This is a genomic window from Micromonospora sp. CPM1, from assembly GCF_023896895.1.
GTDB classification, from domain to species: Bacteria; Actinomycetota; Actinomycetes; order Mycobacteriales; family Micromonosporaceae; genus Micromonospora; species Micromonospora tulbaghiae.
On the sequence record NZ_JAMHIU010000001.1, the window covers coordinates 567650 to 584531 of the forward strand.

Here is a 16882-nt window from a genome sequence, read left to right on the forward strand (position 1 = left end):
TTCCTAGCGCGGAAGGCAACAACATGGCAACTCACCCCCAGCCCGAGGTCTGGTTCCTCACCGGCAGCCAGGGCCTCTACGGCGAGGACACCCTGCGGCAGGTCGCCGAGCAGTCCCGGCAGATCGCCGCGCGCCTGGACGAGTCGCCGGACATCCCCGTACGCGTGGTCTGGAAGCCGGTCCTCACCTCCAGCGCGGACATCCTCGCGGCCTGCCGGGACGCGGCGGCGCAGGGCGCGGTCGGGGTGATCGCCTGGATGCACACGTTCTCCCCGGCGAAGATGTGGATCTCCGGGCTGGACGCGCTGCGCACGCCGCTGCTGCACCTGCACACGCAGGCCAACGTGGCGCTGCCGTGGGACGAGATCGACATGGACTTCATGAACCTCAACCAGGCCGCGCACGGCGACCGGGAGTTCGGGTTCATCCAGACCCGGCTCGGGGTGGCCCGCAAGACGGTCGCCGGCCACGTCACCGACCCGCGGGTCGTCGGGCGGGTCGCGGCGTGGGCCCGCGCCGCGATCGGCTGGTCGGCGGTGCGGACGCTGCGGCTGGCCCGCTTCGGTGACAACATGCGCGACGTCGCGGTCACCGAGGGGGACAAGGTCGAGGCCGAGCTGCGCTTCGGCGTCTCGGTCAACACCTACGGCGTCAACGACCTGGTCGCCGCCGTCGACCAGGTGCCCGAGGCCCAGGTCGACGACCTGGTCAAGGAGTACGACGACACCTACCGCGTCGCGTCCGAGCTGCGGCCCGGCGGGGACCGGCACGACTCCCTGCGGTACGCGGCGCGCCAGGAGCTGGGCCTGCGCGCGTTCCTCGACGCCGGTGGTTTCCGGGCGTTCACCACGAACTTCGAGGACCTCGGCGGGCTGCGGCAGCTCCCCGGGATCGCGGTGCAGCGCCTGATGGCCGACGGCTACGGCTTCGGCGGCGAGGGGGACTGGAAGACCTCGGTGCTGGTGCACACGCTCAAGGCGATGGCCGTCGGCGTGCCGGGCGGCACCTCGTTCATGGAGGACTACACCTACGACCTGACGTTCGGTCAGGAGCTGATCCTCGGCGCGCACATGCTGGAGGTGTGCCCGAGCATCGCCGCCGACGTGCCGAGCGCGGAGGTGCACCCGCTGAGCATCGGCGGGCGGGAGGACCCGGTACGCCTGGTGTTCGACGCGGCACCGGGCCCGGCTGTCGTCCTGGGCATGGCGGACATGGGGGAGCGGTTCCGGCTGGTCGCCAACGCGGTGGACGTGGTGCCGCCGCCACACCCGCTGCGCCGCCTCCCGGTGGCCCGCGCGGTCTGGCGTCCGCAGCCCGACCTGGCCGGCTCGGCGGAGGCGTGGATCACCGCCGGCGCGCCGCACCACACCGTGCTCTCCCAGGCCGTCGGCGTGGAGGAGCTGCGCGACCTGGCCGCGATGGCCCGGACCGAACTGGTGGTCATCGACGCCGAGACGCGCCCGCACCGCTTCGCCGACGAGCTGCGCTGGAACCAGGCGTACTACCGGCTCGCCCGGGGTTTCTGAGCCGCCGCCCGCCGTCCGTGCCGGCCCGCGCGGCGGGCCGCACGTTACGCCTTGACGAACGGCATGTTATCGCTCACAGTCGATGGATAGGGTCACCGGCACCGCTCGCGGGCCGTTCCGGGCGCGATCTGCGCCGCAGTTGCCAGGGATCCGACTCTCGCCTGGGTGGGCATCGCTGTTAGCGATAACGCTGCCGTCGTCGGCGCGTACCGCCGCGCCCGGGCTCCGGTCGACGAAGGAGGATCGTGGTGACGGCTCGACTGTCCCGTGGACGTGGAAGCCTGTCCCGGCTGCTGGCCGGGGTGGTGGCGCTGCTTGTCGGCGGCGTGGTGGTGGGCGCCGTGCCGGCGCCGGTATCGGCTGCCACAGTGGACACCAGCGCGTACTACGTGCTGGTGAACCGCAACAGCGGCAGGGCGCTGGACCTGTACAACCAGGCCACCAACGACGGCGCGCGGATCACCCAGTGGACGCGCAACGACGGCGCCTGGCAGCAGTGGCAGTTCGTGGACTCCGGCGGTGGCTACTACCGGCTGCGCTCCCGGCACTCGGGCAAGGTGCTCGACGTGACCGGCGCGTCCACCGCCAACGGCGCGGCGGTGGTCCAGTGGACCGACCACGGCGGCACCAACCAGCAGTTCCGGCTGGCCGACTCCGACAGCGGGTACGTCCGGCTGATCAACCGGAACTCGAACAAGGTCATGGAGGTGCAGAACGCCTCCACCGCCGACGGCGGCAACATCGTCCAGTACGACGACTGGAACGGCGCGAACCAGCAGTGGCAGCTCGTCCGCGTGGGCGACAACCCGGGCAACCCGGGCGGCAGCTTCACCAACCCGGCCGTCTGGCAGGACTTCGCCGACGTCGACATCATCCGGGTCGGCGACGTCTACTACATGTCCGCCTCCACCATGCACTACTCGCCGGGCGCACCGGTGCTGCGCTCCTGGGATCTGGTGAACTGGGAGTTCGCCGGGCACTCCGTACCGCGGCTGGACTTCGGCTCGAAGTACGACCTGAGCAGCAGTGAGCACGCGTACGTGGACGGCATCTGGGCGTCGACGCTGAACTACCGGCCGAGCAACCGCACGTTCTACTGGGCCGGCTGCATCGACTTCGCGCAGACCCACATCTACACGGCGGGCGCCGTCGACGGGGCGTGGAGCCGCCTGGCCACCATCCCCAACTGCTACTACGACGCCGGCATGCTGATCGACGACAACGACACCATGTACGTCGCGTACGGCAACGGCACGATCAGCGTGGCCCAGCTCTCCGCCGACGGGCGCAGCCAGGTCCGGGCCCAGCAGGTCTACCAGACGCCGTCGAGCATCGGCACGCTGGAGGGCGCGCGCTTCTACAAGCGCAACGGCGCGTACTACATCTGGCTGACCCGTCCGGCCAACGGCCAGTACGTGCTGAAGTCCACGAACGGCCCGTTCGGCCCGTACGAGCAGCGGCAGGTGCTGCTCAACCTGCCCGGCCCGATCTCCGGCGGCGGCGTGCCCCACCAGGGCGGGCTGGTGCAGACGCAGACCGGCGCCTGGTACTACATGGCGTTCACCGACGCGTACCCGGGCGGCCGGATGCCGACGCTGGCGCCGATCACCTGGACCTCCGACGGCTGGCCGCAGGTGCAGACCGTCAACGGCGCCTGGGGCGCGAGCTACCCCAACCCGCTGCCGACCCGCCCGGTCAAGCCGCTCACCGGCACCGACACGTTCTCCGGCACCACGCTCGGCGTGCAGTACGAGTGGAACCACAACCCGGACAACAGCCGGTGGTCGGTGAACAACGGCCTGCGCCTGCAGACCGCCAGCGTGACGAACGACCTGTACCGGGCCCGCAACACGCTCACCCACCGCATCCAGGGCCCCACCTCGACCGGCACGATCGAGCTGGACTACTCGGGCATGCGCGACGGTGACCGGGCCGGCCTGGCGATGCTGCGCGACAGTTCGGCCTGGATCGGCGTACGGCGGGACAACGGCGCGACGCGGGTGGTGATGACGAACGGCCTGACCATGGGCTCGAACAACTGGAACACCACCAGCACCGGTACGGAGATCGCCGGTGCGGCGGTGTCCGGCGGGCGGATCTGGCTGCGGGCCAACGCCGACATCCGGCCCGGCTCCGGACGGCAGGCGCGGTTCTCCTACAGCACCGACGGGGTGAACTTCGTACCGCTCGGGAACGCGCTGACGCTCAACAACGCGTGGCAGTTCTTCATGGGGTACCGGTTCGGCTTCTTCAACTACGCCACCCAATCGCTGGGTGGCGCGGTGACGGTGCGGCAGTTCTCGCTGACAACACCGTGACAACGGTCACCATTCGCGGCCGTTGACACATCTTCAATAGCCCGGGGTGGGGCACCGGCAATCACCGGAAATGCCGCACCCCGGGCTCAATTCCACAGCTCCCGAGCTGCCTGTTCACGCCGCTGCGTAACGGAAGGGAATGAGCCGTCGGTCGATTCCGCGATATCGCCGCGCCACGATGTGAACGGTCGATCCACGGTGCCGATACCGATGGGACCGCTGGCGTAGACTGTCGCCACCCGGGCCGGTCCGGTCGAGATCGACCGGGTGTGGCCGCGGGCAGTGGCGAAAGTGAGGTGGCCGTGCGCGGTCCTGCGATGACGGACGTGGCCCGCCTCGCCGGGGTGTCGCACCAGACGGTCTCCCGGGTGCTCAACGGGCATCCCAACGTGCGTGAGCAGACCCGGCTGCGGGTGCAGGCCGCCATCACCGAACTCGGCTACCGGCCCAACCGCGCGGCCCGCGCGCTGGTGACCGGCCGGTCCCAGGTGATCGGCGTGGTCGCGCAGAACACCACGCTCTACGGTCCGGCGTCACTGCTGGCCGCGCTGGAGCAGGCGGCCGCCGAGGCCGGTTTCGCGGTGAGCGTCGGCAGCGTCCGCGACCTCGACCACCGTTCCATCTCGGCCGCCGTGGAACGGCACCTGGCGCACCGGGTCGCCGGCATAGTGGTCATCGCGCCGGTCGAGTCCGCCGGGGAGGCGCTGGAACGGCTGCCCCAGGACGTGCCGCTGGTGACTGTCGACGGCGACCCGCGCCGGCCGATCCCCTTGGTGACTGTCGACCAGGTCGCCGGCGCCCGGGCCGCCACCGAGCACCTCCTCGCCGCCGGGCACCGCACGGTGTGGCACGTGTCCGGCCCGTCGGACTGGTTCGACAGCGCCGGCCGGATCGAGGGGTGGCGCGAGGCGCTGCGGCAGGCCGGCGCCGAGATCCCGCCGCTGGTCCCGGCCGACTGGTCGGCGGCGGCGGGCTACCGGTGCGGGCAGATGCTGGCCCGGATGCCGGAGGTCACCGCCGTCTTCACCGCCAACGACCACTTGGCACTGGGCGTGCTGCGGGCGCTGCACGAGCACGGCCGCCGCGTCCCCGACGACATCAGCGTGGTCGGGTTCGACGACGTCCCCGAGGCGGCGTACTTCATCCCGCCGCTGACCACGGTGCGGCCGGACTTCGGCGCGGTCGCCGCGGCCAGCCTGGACCTGCTCCTGGCGCAGATCGAGTCGCCGACCGTCGGGCCGCTGCGGCAGACGATCGCGCCGACGCTGGTGCCGCGCCGCAGCGTCGGCCCGCCGCCCGCCCGCTGAGGCGCTCGCGGCGCGCTCACCGTCGCCGGCCCGCCGAAGGGCCGGCGCTCACTCACCCGAGGCCGGCCCGCCGAGGGCCCGTGCACCCCGCCGCCGATCCCGCCGTGTGGTCCGGTCCTCAGTGGTCAGTGCGACGAGCGCGCGCCCGGCGCGCGACCAGCAGCACGATCCCAGCGACCACGAGCAGCCCGGCGACCGCCCCACCGGCCAGCAGCGCGACCGGCCGGCTGTCGTCGCCGGACCGCGCGACTGAGGCATCCGGCTCGCCCGCGGCGTCCGTGCCGGTCGACGCGGCAGCCGCCGACGACGCGGCAGCCGCCGACGACGCGGGAGCCGACGGCGACGCGGGAGCCGACGGCGCGGGCGCGGCCGGGTCGGCGACGGTGAAGCGGTACGACCCCTGGACCGGGTGGCCGTCGCGGGACACCACCCGGTAGGCGACGGTGTAGGTGCCGTTGCCCAGCGGCTCGTCGATCGTCACCGTGCCGGTGGCGCCGTCCACCGCCGGTGCGGACGTGGGCACCGTGCGCTGACCGGCGTCGCTGACCGTGATGGTGGTGAACGAGGGGTTCAGCCGTTGCAGGAACCGCAGCGTGACCTGCGTCGGCGCGGCGGTGAGCCGGGCGTCGCGCGCGGGCGTGGCCTCCTGGAGCGAGTTGTGCGCCGCCGCGGGCGTGGCCGGGACCAGCAGCAGTGCGGTGAGGACCGCGGCGAACAGCGCGGTGACGGAACGGGTACGCATGACGCGCCTTCCTGTGGTGGTCAGCCGAGCAGTTGCCGGCCGATCCAGCTGCCCTCGGGGCAGCCGGGCGGTACGGCGAACACGGCGGAGCCGATCGGGGTGGTCCACTCGTTGAGCAGGTCGCGCTCGGCGAGCCGGCGTTGGACGGGCAGGAACTGGCGGGCGACGTCGGCCTGGTACGAGGCGAAGACGAGGCCGCTGTCCGCGTTCCCCTCGGGGGTCGGCACGCCGTCGTAGTTGTAGGGCCGGCGCAGGATCTTCTGCCGGTCGTCGGTGACGCGCGCCCGGGTCAGGTGCGAGAAGTCGGGGATGACGGTGAGCCCGTCCGGGCCGAGCGCGGCGAAGTCCGGCTCGTCGTGTTCGGCCCGGCCGGTCAGCGGCGCGCCGGTGTCGAGACGCCGCCCGACGGCGAGTTCCCGGTCGGTGCGGCCCAGCAGGTCCCAGGTCTCCAGGTTCATGCTGATCCGCCGCACCACGAGCGTCGTCGAGTCGCGCAGCCAGTCCGGTCCGTCGGTGACCCACACCGCGGTGTCGGCCGGCGTGCCGGGCTTCGGGTTGGCGGTGCCGTCGAGCTGCCCGAACAGGTTGCGCTGGGTACGCCCCGGCTCGGCGCCGGCCGCCCGGCGGAAGCCCTGCTGCACCCAGCGGACGACGGCGAACGGGCGGCTGTCCTTGACCAGGACCCGCTGGGCGTGGGCGACGGTGAGCGGGTCGTCGGCGCAGATCTGGAGCAGCAGGTCCCCGCCGGACCAGCGGGGTTGCAGCCGGTCGATGCCGAACGCGGGCAGCTCGGCCACCGAGGCGGGCCGGCGGTCGTCGAGCCCGGCGGCGGCGTAGAGCCCGGGACCGAAACCGAACGTGACGGTGAGCCGGGCCGGCAGCACGCTCAGTTCCGGCTCGGTGTCGGCCAGCGCCGGGCGGCCCTGGGTGAGCCGGGCCGCGTCGTCGGAGAGCAGCCGCAGCATCCGCCCGAGCGCCGCCCGGTCGGTGCCGGGGCGCAGCGTGAACGCGACGAACGCCGCGTGTGCCTGCGGGTCGGTGGTGACGCCGGACTGCCGGGTGCCGTGGAACGGCTCGACCGCGCTGCCGACGTGTGCCACCGGGACGGCGTCGTCGGGGCGTACCCCCTGGGGACGGACGGCGGCGAGGGCGCCCGCGCCGGTCAGCGCGCCCCCGGCGGCCATCGCGCCGCCGGTGAGCAGGCCACGCCGGCTCACCCGGCGGGCGGGTGTGCCGGTGCCGGTCATGACGCCGGGCTCGCGCCGTGTCCGGGCGCGTACGTCTCCTGGGCGCCGGTGAACGGCTTCGCCACGGCGGTGAACGTCTGGGTCCGGCCGTCGGCGAAGGTGAGCGTGATGTCGAGCTGGTCGCCGGCCCGCACCGGGCGGGTCAGGTCCATCAGCATCAGGTGGTCGCCGCCGGGTTCCAGGGCGGCCCGGGAGCGGGCGGCGACCACGACGCCGCCCTGCTTCTGCCGCATCGCCATCGTCCCGCCGGTCATGGCCATCTCGTGGATCTCGGCCCGGGACACGTCGGTGGTCACCCCGGTGATCGTGATGTCGGTGTCGCCGTCGTTGGCGAGCGTGGCGAACGCGGCGGTCATGCCCTTGTCGGCGGCCTTCACCCACGGGTCGCGGACGGTGAGCACGCCCGCCGCCGCGCTCGCCGACGCCGAGCCCGGCGGGACGGCGGACGGCGTGCCGGAGGACCCGCAGGCGGTGACCGACGCGGCGAGCACGGCGGCGCCGATCAGGGCCGCCGGGCGCAGGAAGCGGCGGCTGGTGGTGCTGGGCATGACGTCGTCCCCTCGAAGATCCGGTGTTCGTACCGTTTGTCGGCGCGGTACGCCGGATAGTTCCGGCCGGGGCGGTCGGGCACGTCACACCGCAGGCGGCGGAGCGTCCCGGACCCGGGATCGGCGGTGCGGCCGGAAGGCATAATGGTTCCGGGTGTCACGTGGCGCGCCGGGCGCGGCCGCGGCCGGACGAGGGTGCCGGGCGGGCGCCCGGACGAGGGAGGCGACGGTGACCCAGGCGACGACCGGGGCGACCCGCAACACCCGTCAGCGCGCCGAGGTGCTGGCGCTGCTGCGGGAGTTGGACGGCTTCCACAGCGCGCAGCAGCTGCACCAGATGCTCGTCCAGCGGCAGGCGAAGGTCGGCCTGACCACGGTGTACCGGACGCTCCAGATGCTCGTCGACAACGGCGAGATCGACTCGGCGCGGTTGCCCGGCGGCGAGCACCTCTACCGCCGGTGCAGCCAGAGCCGCCATCACCACCACCTGGTCTGCCGCCGCTGCGGCCGGGCCGTGGAGGTGGCCGGCCCGGCCGTCGAGCGGTGGGCCGACCAGGTCGCCGCCCAGCACGGCTTCACCGACGTCGGGCACACCCTGGAGATCTTCGGCACCTGCGACCGCTGCGCCGCCTGAGCGGTGCCGCGGGCGGGCGGTGGCCCGCCCGCGCGTCCGGTCAGCAGTTGCGCAGCGCCGGCGACTGGTTGAGCAACTGGCCGCGGCTGGAGGTGAACCGGCGGTACGCCTCGGAGCCGGCCGCGCCGGGGCGGAACGCCGCGACCCGGTGGCAGTTCTGGAACGCCAGCGTCACCCCGAAGTGCCGCTCCAGGCCGGCGCGGATCGCGTCGCTGGCCAGCGCGCGCAGCAGTTGCCCGCGCTCGGCGTCGCCGGGCGGCGGCACCACGTTGTCGGCGAACTCGGCGTCGGACGCGGCCAGGTCGGCAGCGACCCGGCTGACCGTCTCCCAGGCGTACGGCAGGGAGTCGCGGACGCAGGCGACGAACTCCTCCTCGTTCACGGGACCGGTCTCGGCGGCGTGCAGCAGGGCGGGCGGAACGGTGAGCGACATGTCTCCTCCGGAGCACTAACGAACACGGTTTCCATTACCAACTGAGCACACCACGCGGCCGGCGGCCCGTCAAGCACCGGCGCACGCGAAACGGCGGGCGGACCCGCAGGCCCGCCCGCCGTCCGGCGATGGAACGTGTCAGCGCAGGCGCGCCTCGATCGCCTCGATGACGCGGGGACGCAGCTCGGCGGCCCGGATCACCGCGTCGACCGAACCGACCTCGACCGCGCGCTGGATGCTGTGCACCCGGTCGAACTCGGCGGCCACCTCGCCCAGCTTCTCCGCCCGCACCGACGAGCGCAGCTCGTCCAGCTCGGCGGTGAGCGTCGCCCGCTCGGTGCCGGCCGCGGCGGCGACCTTCGCCTCCAGGTCGCGTACCCGGGGATCGGCCGCGGTGCGGGCGGCGACCTCGCCGGCGAACACCACGGCCGCGGCGGGCGCGCCACCGAGCACCGAGGCGAACGACCCCTCGATCGCCAGCACCGTCATGTCCGGGTTGAGCGCCTTGGAGAAGACCACGAACGCGCCGCCGTGGTAGCGCGAGATCACGCAGAACACGATCGGGCCGCGGAAGTTGACGATCGCCCGGCCGATCTCCGCGCCGTACTCCAGTTGCAGCTTGCGCATCGACTCGGGTGAGCCGTCGAAGCCGGACAGGTTGGCCAGCACGACCAGCGGCCGGTTGCCGCTCGCCGCGTTGATCGCCCGCGCGGCCTTCTTCGACGAGCGCGGGAACAGCGTGCCCGCGGTGTAGGTGTCCGGGCCGTCGGTGGGCGGGAAGCCGTGCCGGGGCACCGAGCGGGACTCGATGCCGAGCAGGCACACCGGGATGCCGCCGAGGTGCACGTCCTGCACCACGGCGGTCTCCGCGTCGGCCATGCCGGCCCAGCGCTCCAGCACCGGGTGGTCCTGGTCGGCGAGCGCCCGCATGACGGTACGGATGTCGAACGGCTTCTTGCGGTCCGGGTTGGCGGTGGCGGAGAAGATCTCGCCCACCGTGGCGAAGTCGCTGCCGGCCACCGCGTGCGGATAGCCGCAGACGTCCCGGTCCACCGGGTCCATCGTGACGGCCCGGCGCGGGGCGTGCTCGCCCGGCGCGACGTACGTGTGGTCGTAGTGCGCCATCAGCACGTCCCGCGCGGCCGGCAGGTCCGGCGCCCAGTACTGCGCCTGCCCGTTCGGGCCCATCACCCGGTCGTAGCCGCCGATGCCGAAGTTGTCCTCGGCGGAGACGCCGCCGGAGAAGTCGAGCGACTGCTTGCCGGTCAGCACCATCGCCGAGTCCGGCGTCATGACCAGCACGCCCTTGGTGTGCATGAGCATCGTCGCCTCGGCGTTCCAGTACGGCTGGGCGCCGACGTTGATGCCGGCCACCACGATGTTGATCTCACCGCCGTCCTGGGTGAACTCGACGATGCGCTTGAGCGCCGCGGCCACCCAGTCCATGTTCTCGGTGCCGGAGGTCATCGAGATCCGGGCGCCGGCGCTCAGCGCGTACCACTCCAGCGGCACGCCCATCCGCTGCGCCAGGTCCAGCGCGGCGATCACCCGCCGGCACTCCGGTTCGGACAGCGCGCCGAGGGACTTGGTCGGGTCGCCCAGCAGCACCACCCGGGTCACGCCCTGCGGGTGCCGCGGCGTCGGGGTGGTCACCACACCGGCCACGATCGCCGCGCTGTTGCGGCCCTTCGGCCGGTCCACCGGCACCAGCTGGTGGTCCGCGTCCAGGTCGTGCTCGACGAAGTCGCCCAGCAGGCCGGTCAGCTCGTACGGGTAGACCGTGTTGCGCCCGGCCGCCCGCAGCACCTTCAGCCGGTAGTCGTCCAGCGGCTCGACCGGCTCGGCCGGCGGCTCGCCCACCGTCAGCTGCGCGTGCCCGGTCACGTCGAACGTGATCCGCACGCCCACCTTGGTCAGCTCGCCGGTACGCCGGTCGCGCTGCCGCGCGATGAACAGGATCTCCTCCAGCTCGGCGCCCACGGTGGTCGGGCGTACCCGCCCGGCGATCAGCTCCATCTCCTCGCGAGTCAGCTCGCTCGGCGGCCACACGTAGACGACGATCCGGTTGGTCGGGAACCGCGACTTCGACGGCCGCCGCGACTGCGCCCGGCGGATCGAGTCGATGCAGGCCGCCACCGTGTCCTCGGTGGTCGGCAGCGCCACCAGGCGGCCGTCCTGCTCCCGCAGCTCGGTCAGGTCACGCACCTGCGCGAACGCCACCAGCCGCTGGTCGGACGGGTTCTGCCGGGCCACCGCCTGGAACAGGTAGACCTCCTCGTCCAGCGACGGCAGCCGGGTCAGGTCGAACTCGCGCAGCCGTTCCAGCTGCATCCGCTGCGCGATGTACGGGTGCAGGCCGCGGATCAGCCGCTCCTCGGCCATCCCGCCGCCCTCCGCCGGGCGGAACGTGACGTGGTGGTGCATCACCGCGCCGCCACGGCCGGCGACGGTGGTGGTGAGGCGGCGTACCTGCTGCGGCAGCGGGTGCGCGTTGACCACGTCCAGCAGCGCGGCGGCGGTGGCGTCCAGGTCCGCCGGCTGGTTCTCCCAGGCCAGGTAGACGTCCGCGTCGACGGCCTCGCAGTCGCGGGCCACCTCGGCCAGGCCGCGCAGCGCGTCGCCGAGCGCGTCGAAGCGTACGGCGGCCGAGACCACACTCGACCCGTCCCGCCCGGCCACCACGAACGTGCAACCACCGGCGGTGCGGGTACGCACCTCGGTGAGCGCCTTGTTGCCGTAGTAGCGGCGGGTCAGCACCTCCAGCATGGCCGCGTTGTCCAGGTCGTTGCGGACCAGGCGCTGGCCGAGCAGCCGGACCAGCGGTTCGGTGCTGCGGACCATCTCGGCGATCCGCTCGGCGCGGTCCGGCGCGTCCGGCTGCGCGTCGAGGTGCCGCAGGTGGGTACGGACCTGGGCGTAGACCCGGGCCCGGTTGCGGCGCAGCAGCGGCTGGGCGAACCAGGCGAACACCACGCCCCGGGCCAGGTCGGCGACCACCGGGAAGCGGACCTGGGTGGCCGCGACGAGCCGCTCCAGCGTGAGGCCGGCCGGCTCGCGCAGCGCCTCGTCCGGCGGCGGCTCGCGCAACCAGGAGCGCAGCAGCGCGGCGATCACCGTGGCGTCGGCGGCGGCCCGCTGCTGGGCCAGGAAGATCCGGAAGACCGCGGCCTCCAGCTCGGGGGAGCGGTCCAGCTCGGTGACGCCGTAGTGGGCGAGCGCCTTCGCCAGGCGGGTCCGGAACGACTCGGGGGAACCGGCCCGCTCGACGTCGAGGCTCTGCAGGTAGGTGTGGAAGTACTCGCGGGCGCTGTGCACGTGCCCGCCCGGCCCGTCGTCGCCGCCGGGCCGGTTCCGGCTCAGCTCGGCCAGGTCGGCGAAGACGCCGACCAGGTCCAGTTCCTCGGCCAGCGGCCGGTGCCCGGCCTCGGTGGCGGCCCGCCGCGCGTCCAGGTAGTCGTCGAGCACCCGGCGCTCGTCGTGCGGGTCCACGTCGTAGCCGAGCAGCAGGGCGCACAGGTCCTCCTGGCCGCGCTCGGCCCGGGACCGCGCCGGCACGTCCGCGGGCGCGGCGGGCAGGTCCAGCTCGACCGCCGGTCCGGCCGGGCCGTCGGCGGCCTCGGCGTCGTCGTCGGCGACCGGCTCCAGGCGCAGCAGCGGCGCGCCGGCCTCCACCTGGGTGCCCACCGCCACCGACGACTCCTTGAGGCGGGCCCGGAACGGTGCCCGCAGCACCGTCTCCATCTTCATCGCCTCCAGCACCAGCACCGGCGCCCCGGCCTCGACCTCCGCGCCGACCTGGAGCGGCGTGGCGACCACGAGCGCCGGCATGGGGGAGCGCAGCACGCCGCCCTCGTCGCGGCTGATCCGGTGCGTCACGCCGTCCACCTCGACCAGGTGGACCGGGCCGTGGGTGTCGGTGAGCAGGCGGAACCGGGCGCCGTTGACGGCGATCTGGCCGGTGTGCCGGTCGAAGCGGTCCAGCTCGACGTCGGCGGTGCGGACGTCGCCACCGGCCTCGACACCGACCCGGAACCGGTGCGCGCCGACCCGGGCCACCCGCATCCGGTAGGTCACGCCGCGCAGCTTCAGGTCCAGCGGCCGGCCGCTGCGGTGCTGCACCTGCGGGCGGCCACCGGCCGCCGTGGACAGCAGCCGCTGCCGTTCGGCGGTCTCGTCCTCCTCGTACGCCTCGATCGCGGCGGCGGCGAGCGCCACGGCGGAGTGCCGGTGCGCGACCAGGCGGCCCTCGCCGCGTACCCGGTCGATCCAGCCGGTGTCCGCGCTGGCGTCGATCACCTCGGGCTGGTCGAGCAGGTCGAGCACGAAGCTCTTGTTCGTCGCGCCGCCGGCGATGACCACAGTGGTGTTCGCCATCGCCCGGCGCAGGCGGCCCAGCGCCTCGTCCCGGTCCCGGCCGTACGCGATGATCTTGGCGATCATGGAGTCGAAGTCGGCCGGGATGGTGTCGCCCTCGCTGACCCCGGTGTCGACCCGGATACCGGGACCGGCGGGCAGGTCCAGCCGGGTGATCCGGCCGGGGGAGGGGGCGAAGTCGCGGTCCGGGTCCTCGGCGTTGAGCCGCGCCTCGATCGCGTGCCCGCGCTCGACCGGCGGCTCGCCGGTCAGCCGGCCGCCGCCGGCCACGTGCAGCTGCGCCTTGACCAGGTCGAACCCGGTGGTCGACTCGGTGATCGGGTGCTCGACCTGAAGGCGCGTGTTGACCTCCAGGAACGCGAACAGCCGGTCGCCCGGGTGGTAGAGGAACTCGACAGTGGCCGCGCCCCGGTAGCCGACGGCGACCGCCAGCCGCTCCGCCGACGCCTTCAGCTCCGCGGTCTGCTCCGGGCTCAGCACCGGCGAGGCGGACTCCTCGATCACCTTCTGGTTGCGCCGCTGCACCGAGCAGTCCCGTACCCCGAGTGCCCACGCGGTGCCCTGGCCGTCCGCGATCACCTGGACCTCGACGTGCCGGGCGCCGGTGACCAGGCGCTCCAGGAACACCACGCCGCTGCCGAACGCCCGCGCGGCCTCCTGGCTGGTGCGCTCGTAGGCGTCGGCCAGCTCGGCGTCGCTGCGGATCACCCGGATGCCGCGCCCGCCGCCACCGGCTGTGGCCTTGAGCATCAGCGGGTAGCCGATCGAGGCCGCCGCGCGCAGCGCGTCCTCCAGGCTCTCCACCGCGCCGCGGCTCCACGGCGCGACCGGCACGCCGACCTCCTCGGCGATCAGCTTCGCGCCGATCTTGTCGCCGAGCTTGCGCATGGCGTCCGGGCTCGGCCCGACGAACGTCACGCCGATCTTCTCGCACAGCTCGGCGAACGCCGGGTCCTCGGCCACGAAACCCCAGCCCACCCACGCGGCGTCCGCGCGGGTCTCGACCAGCGCGCGCTCCAGGGCCTTGAGGTCCAGGTACGGGCGGGCGGACGCGGGGCCCAGGTCGTAGGCGACGTCCGCCTCGCGGACGAAGGTGGCGGTACGGTCGACGTCGGTGTACAGCGCGACGGTCTCGATCCGGCTGCCGGTCTCCGCGGCCAGTTCCCGGACCGCGTGGATGAGCCGCATCGCGGCCTCACCACGGTTGACGATGGCGACACGGGTGAACACGTGACCGTCCCCTTCGGTTGACCCACTCCTGCGCGCCGGGCGCGGCGATGCCCCCGGCCTGCCTCACCTTTCCGCCTGTCCGCGGGCGGCGCCATGTCGTAACGGCCGAAGCCTGTGTGGGGACCGTTGTAGGAACCGAACAAAAGTTTTTAGCCAGCCACTCACTACCCGCCGGTACGCGATACGGCGCCGGACCCGAACGGATCCGGCGCCGTATCGCGTCTGCGCTGAGTGCTCAGCCCGGGATCTCCCGGGGGTCGCGGCTGCGGGGGTACGTGTTCTTCTCGCCGATCGTGCCGTCCTGCTTCTTGATCACGTGCTCGGCGCCGCGCTCGGCCGCCATCTCCCGGCCGGCCGCCTCGGCCTCCGCCTTGGTGTCGTGGCGGCTGGTCGCGCGCTCGTTGCCCTCCGGGCGGTTCTTCCACTGCCCGTCCTGCTGGTAGGTGTCGATGTCGCCCTTCGCCATGCCGTCAGCTCCCTCGTTCGCGTGTCCGATGACAAATGTCTGCCCACGGGCGCGGTGCGTTAATCCTGCGGCGGCTCGGTGGTTTGCCGGAACGGCAAGGTTCCTTGCTGTCCGGTCCGAGGCGACGCACGATGGCGGGGCCGGTCGGGAGACGACCGGCGGCGAGGAGGCAGACATGACGGGGCACCACCACGAGCATCCGGCGGCGGACACCGACCCGGCCCGGTTCTGGGACGAGCGGTACGGCCAGCGGGACCGGATCTGGAGCGGCCGGGTGAACCCGGTCCTGGCCGAGGTGGCCGCCGCGCTGCCCCCGGGCACCGTGCTCGACCTGGGGTCCGGTGAGGGCGGCGACGCGGTGTGGCTGGCGTCGAAGGGATGGCGGGTCACCGCCGTGGACATCTCGTCGGTCGCGCTGGACCGGCTCGCCGTCGAGGCCGAGCGGGCCGGAGTGGCGGAGCGGATCACCACCGTCCGGCACGACCTGACGCAGGGCTTCCCGCCCGGCCGGTACGACCTCGTGTCCGCGCAGTTCTTCCAGTCGCCGCTGGTCCTGCCCCGGGAGACGGTGCTGCCCCCGGCGGCCGAGGCGGTCGCGCCCGGCGGCCGGCTGCTCGTCGTCGAGCACGGCGCGCCGCCGCCGTGGGCCGGGCCCGACACCGGCCACCACCGGTTCGCCGAACCGGAGGAGATCCTGGCCGCGATGAGCCTCGACCCGGACGGCTGGGACACCGAGCGGCTGGGCGCGGCACGCCGCACCGCCACCGGCCCGGACGGCCAGACCGGCGAGCTGATCGACCACGTGGTCCTGGTGCGGCGCCGCTGACCGCCGCGCCGGTCAGGCCCGCGCCCGCGGCCGGGTCAGCAGCAGCACCAGCAGCCCGGCCGCGCACAGCGCGGTGCTCATGCCGTACGCCCACCGGTAGCCGACCTGCGCGGAGATCCCGAGCAGCGGCCCGGCGAGCATGGCCCCGATCGGGAACGTGTTGGTGAACAGCGTGGTGGCCCGGCCCGGCTCGCCCGGCAGCAGATCCTGCACGTAGGCGATGCCGACGCCGGACACCGCGGCGATGAACAGCGCGTTCACCGGCTGCGTGAACAGCAGGACCGGCACGCTCGGCGCCAGCGCGGCGGTCGCGTAGTAGGCGACCCCGCAGGCACCGCCGACCAGGACCAGCGTCCGCAGCCGGACCCGCGCGGTCAGCGCGCCCAGCCCGAGCATCAGCGGGATCTCCAGCGCCGCGCACAGGCCCAGCACCAGTCCGGCGCGGGAGGGGTCGTCGTTCAGTTCGGTGTCGATGAACAGCGGCAGCGCCTGCACACCGACCGTCAGCGGGCACTGGAGCAGGACGAACGCGAGCACCGTCAGCGCCAGCCGCAGCCGGGACGCGCCGGGTGGGCCGGGCGCGGTGCCATCCGGATCGCCCGCGACCGGCCGCGCCGGCAGCGGCAGCTCCTCCAGCCGGAACGCGGCCACCAGCGCGGCCAGCGCGTACATGACGGCGGCCATGCCGTAGACCAGGCGGAAGCCGCCGACGTCGAGCAGCACCGCGGCCAGCGCCGGCCCGGCCACCCAGGCCAGCGAGAACACGGTACGCATGAGGCTGACGCCGAACGCGGCCCGCGCCGGATCGTCCCTGTCGAACAGCGCCCGGGTGTACGCGAACGACTGCGGGAACAGCGAGTTCGCCAGCGCCGTGGCGGTCGCGGTGAGCCCCAGCAGGATCCAGTAGTCGCGGACGTACGCGGTCAGACCCGCGCCCACCACGCCGGCCAGCGCGGCGCCGACGAGCAGCGCGCGCCGGATCGGCAGGCGGTCCGACAGCCGGCCGATCAGCGCCGAGGCGACCACCCCGGACAGCGGGGCGACGACCAGGAACACGGTCACCCGTAACGGACTGGCGTGCACCTCGCGGTCGAGGAACAGCGACAGGAACGGCAGCACCACGGCGGTGGAGAGGCCGACGGTCAGGAACACCACACCCAGCGGGAGCAGCCGGAATCGGCCGGCGCGCACCGCCGGCCTCGTGTCCAGAGCCATGCGGCGGACTGTACGC

The 16882-nt window shown here is 73.6% G+C and carries 12 protein-coding genes; 5 read left to right on the forward strand and 7 right to left on the reverse strand.

Features of this window, described 5'->3' with window-relative positions:
• Positions 1-23: 23 nt before the first annotated feature.
• The 3 genes from araA to M8C11_RS02150 all read left to right on the forward strand — a co-directional run bounded on the left by araA (position 24) and on the right by M8C11_RS02150 (position 5151).
• Positions 24-1526 (forward strand): L-arabinose isomerase, encoded by a 1503-nt coding sequence (gene araA / locus M8C11_RS02140; RefSeq protein ID WP_120569493.1) that lies wholly within the window; start codon positions 24-26, stop codon positions 1524-1526.
• 248 nt (positions 1527-1774) lie between these two features.
• Positions 1775-3844, forward strand: a complete 2070-nt coding sequence (locus M8C11_RS02145) for an RICIN domain-containing protein (protein WP_252448089.1) — start codon at positions 1775-1777, stop codon at positions 3842-3844.
• A 317-nt stretch (positions 3845-4161) separates the two neighbouring features.
• Positions 4162-5151, forward strand: coding sequence for a LacI family DNA-binding transcriptional regulator (locus tag M8C11_RS02150; RefSeq protein ID WP_199733094.1), 990 nt, complete (start codon positions 4162-4164; stop codon positions 5149-5151).
• A gap of 118 nt (positions 5152-5269) precedes the next feature.
• Here the strand turns inward: M8C11_RS02150 and M8C11_RS02155 are convergent, their stop codons facing one another.
• The 3 genes from M8C11_RS02155 to M8C11_RS02165 are packed head-to-tail and all read right to left on the reverse strand — an operon-like array spanning position 5270 to position 7688.
• A complete protein-coding gene (locus M8C11_RS02155; RefSeq protein ID WP_252448090.1) occupies positions 5270-5893 on the reverse strand; it encodes a copper resistance CopC family protein in 624 nt (207 codons plus the stop codon).
• Positions 5894-5913: 20 nt separating this feature from the next.
• Positions 5914-7140, reverse strand: coding sequence for a Dyp-type peroxidase (locus M8C11_RS02160; protein WP_252448091.1), 1227 nt, complete (start codon positions 7138-7140; stop codon positions 5914-5916).
• The gene (locus M8C11_RS02165; protein WP_252448092.1) at positions 7137-7688 is read right to left on the reverse strand and encodes a copper chaperone PCu(A)C; all 552 of its coding nucleotides are present in this window, start codon (positions 7686-7688) and stop codon (positions 7137-7139) included. The genes M8C11_RS02160 and M8C11_RS02165 overlap by 4 nt, the downstream gene beginning before the upstream one ends.
• 229 nt (positions 7689-7917) lie before the next feature.
• Between M8C11_RS02165 and M8C11_RS02170 the strand changes: the two genes are divergently transcribed.
• Positions 7918-8322, forward strand: a complete 405-nt coding sequence (locus M8C11_RS02170) for a Fur family transcriptional regulator (RefSeq protein WP_013286817.1) — start codon at positions 7918-7920, stop codon at positions 8320-8322.
• A gap of 40 nt (positions 8323-8362) precedes the next feature.
• On the opposite strand, the gene M8C11_RS02175 is transcribed toward M8C11_RS02170, so the two are convergent.
• The 3 genes from M8C11_RS02175 to M8C11_RS02185 form a co-directional block, all read right to left on the reverse strand.
• A complete protein-coding gene (locus M8C11_RS02175; protein ID WP_252448093.1) occupies positions 8363-8755 on the reverse strand; it encodes an SCO5389 family protein in 393 nt (130 codons plus the stop codon).
• A gap of 138 nt (positions 8756-8893) precedes the next feature.
• Positions 8894-14359 (reverse strand): carboxyl transferase domain-containing protein, encoded by a 5466-nt coding sequence (locus M8C11_RS02180; protein WP_252448094.1) that lies wholly within the window; start codon positions 14357-14359, stop codon positions 8894-8896.
• 235 nt (positions 14360-14594) lie between these two features.
• Positions 14595-14825 (reverse strand): DUF2188 domain-containing protein, encoded by a 231-nt coding sequence (locus M8C11_RS02185; RefSeq protein ID WP_013286814.1) that lies wholly within the window; start codon positions 14823-14825, stop codon positions 14595-14597.
• Between the two features lie 175 nt (positions 14826-15000).
• On the opposite strand from M8C11_RS02185, the gene M8C11_RS02190 reads away from it, so the two are divergent.
• Entirely contained in the window at positions 15001-15651 is a 651-nt protein-coding gene (locus M8C11_RS02190) for a bifunctional 2-polyprenyl-6-hydroxyphenol methylase/3-demethylubiquinol 3-O-methyltransferase UbiG (protein ID WP_252448095.1), read from the forward strand.
• Positions 15652-15663: 12 nt separating this feature from the next.
• Here M8C11_RS02190 and M8C11_RS02195 read toward each other — a convergent pair whose 3' ends face one another.
• A complete protein-coding gene (locus M8C11_RS02195) occupies positions 15664-16866 on the reverse strand; it encodes a sugar efflux transporter (protein ID WP_252448096.1) in 1203 nt (400 codons plus the stop codon).
• Between the last annotated feature and the right edge of the window lie 16 nt (positions 16867-16882).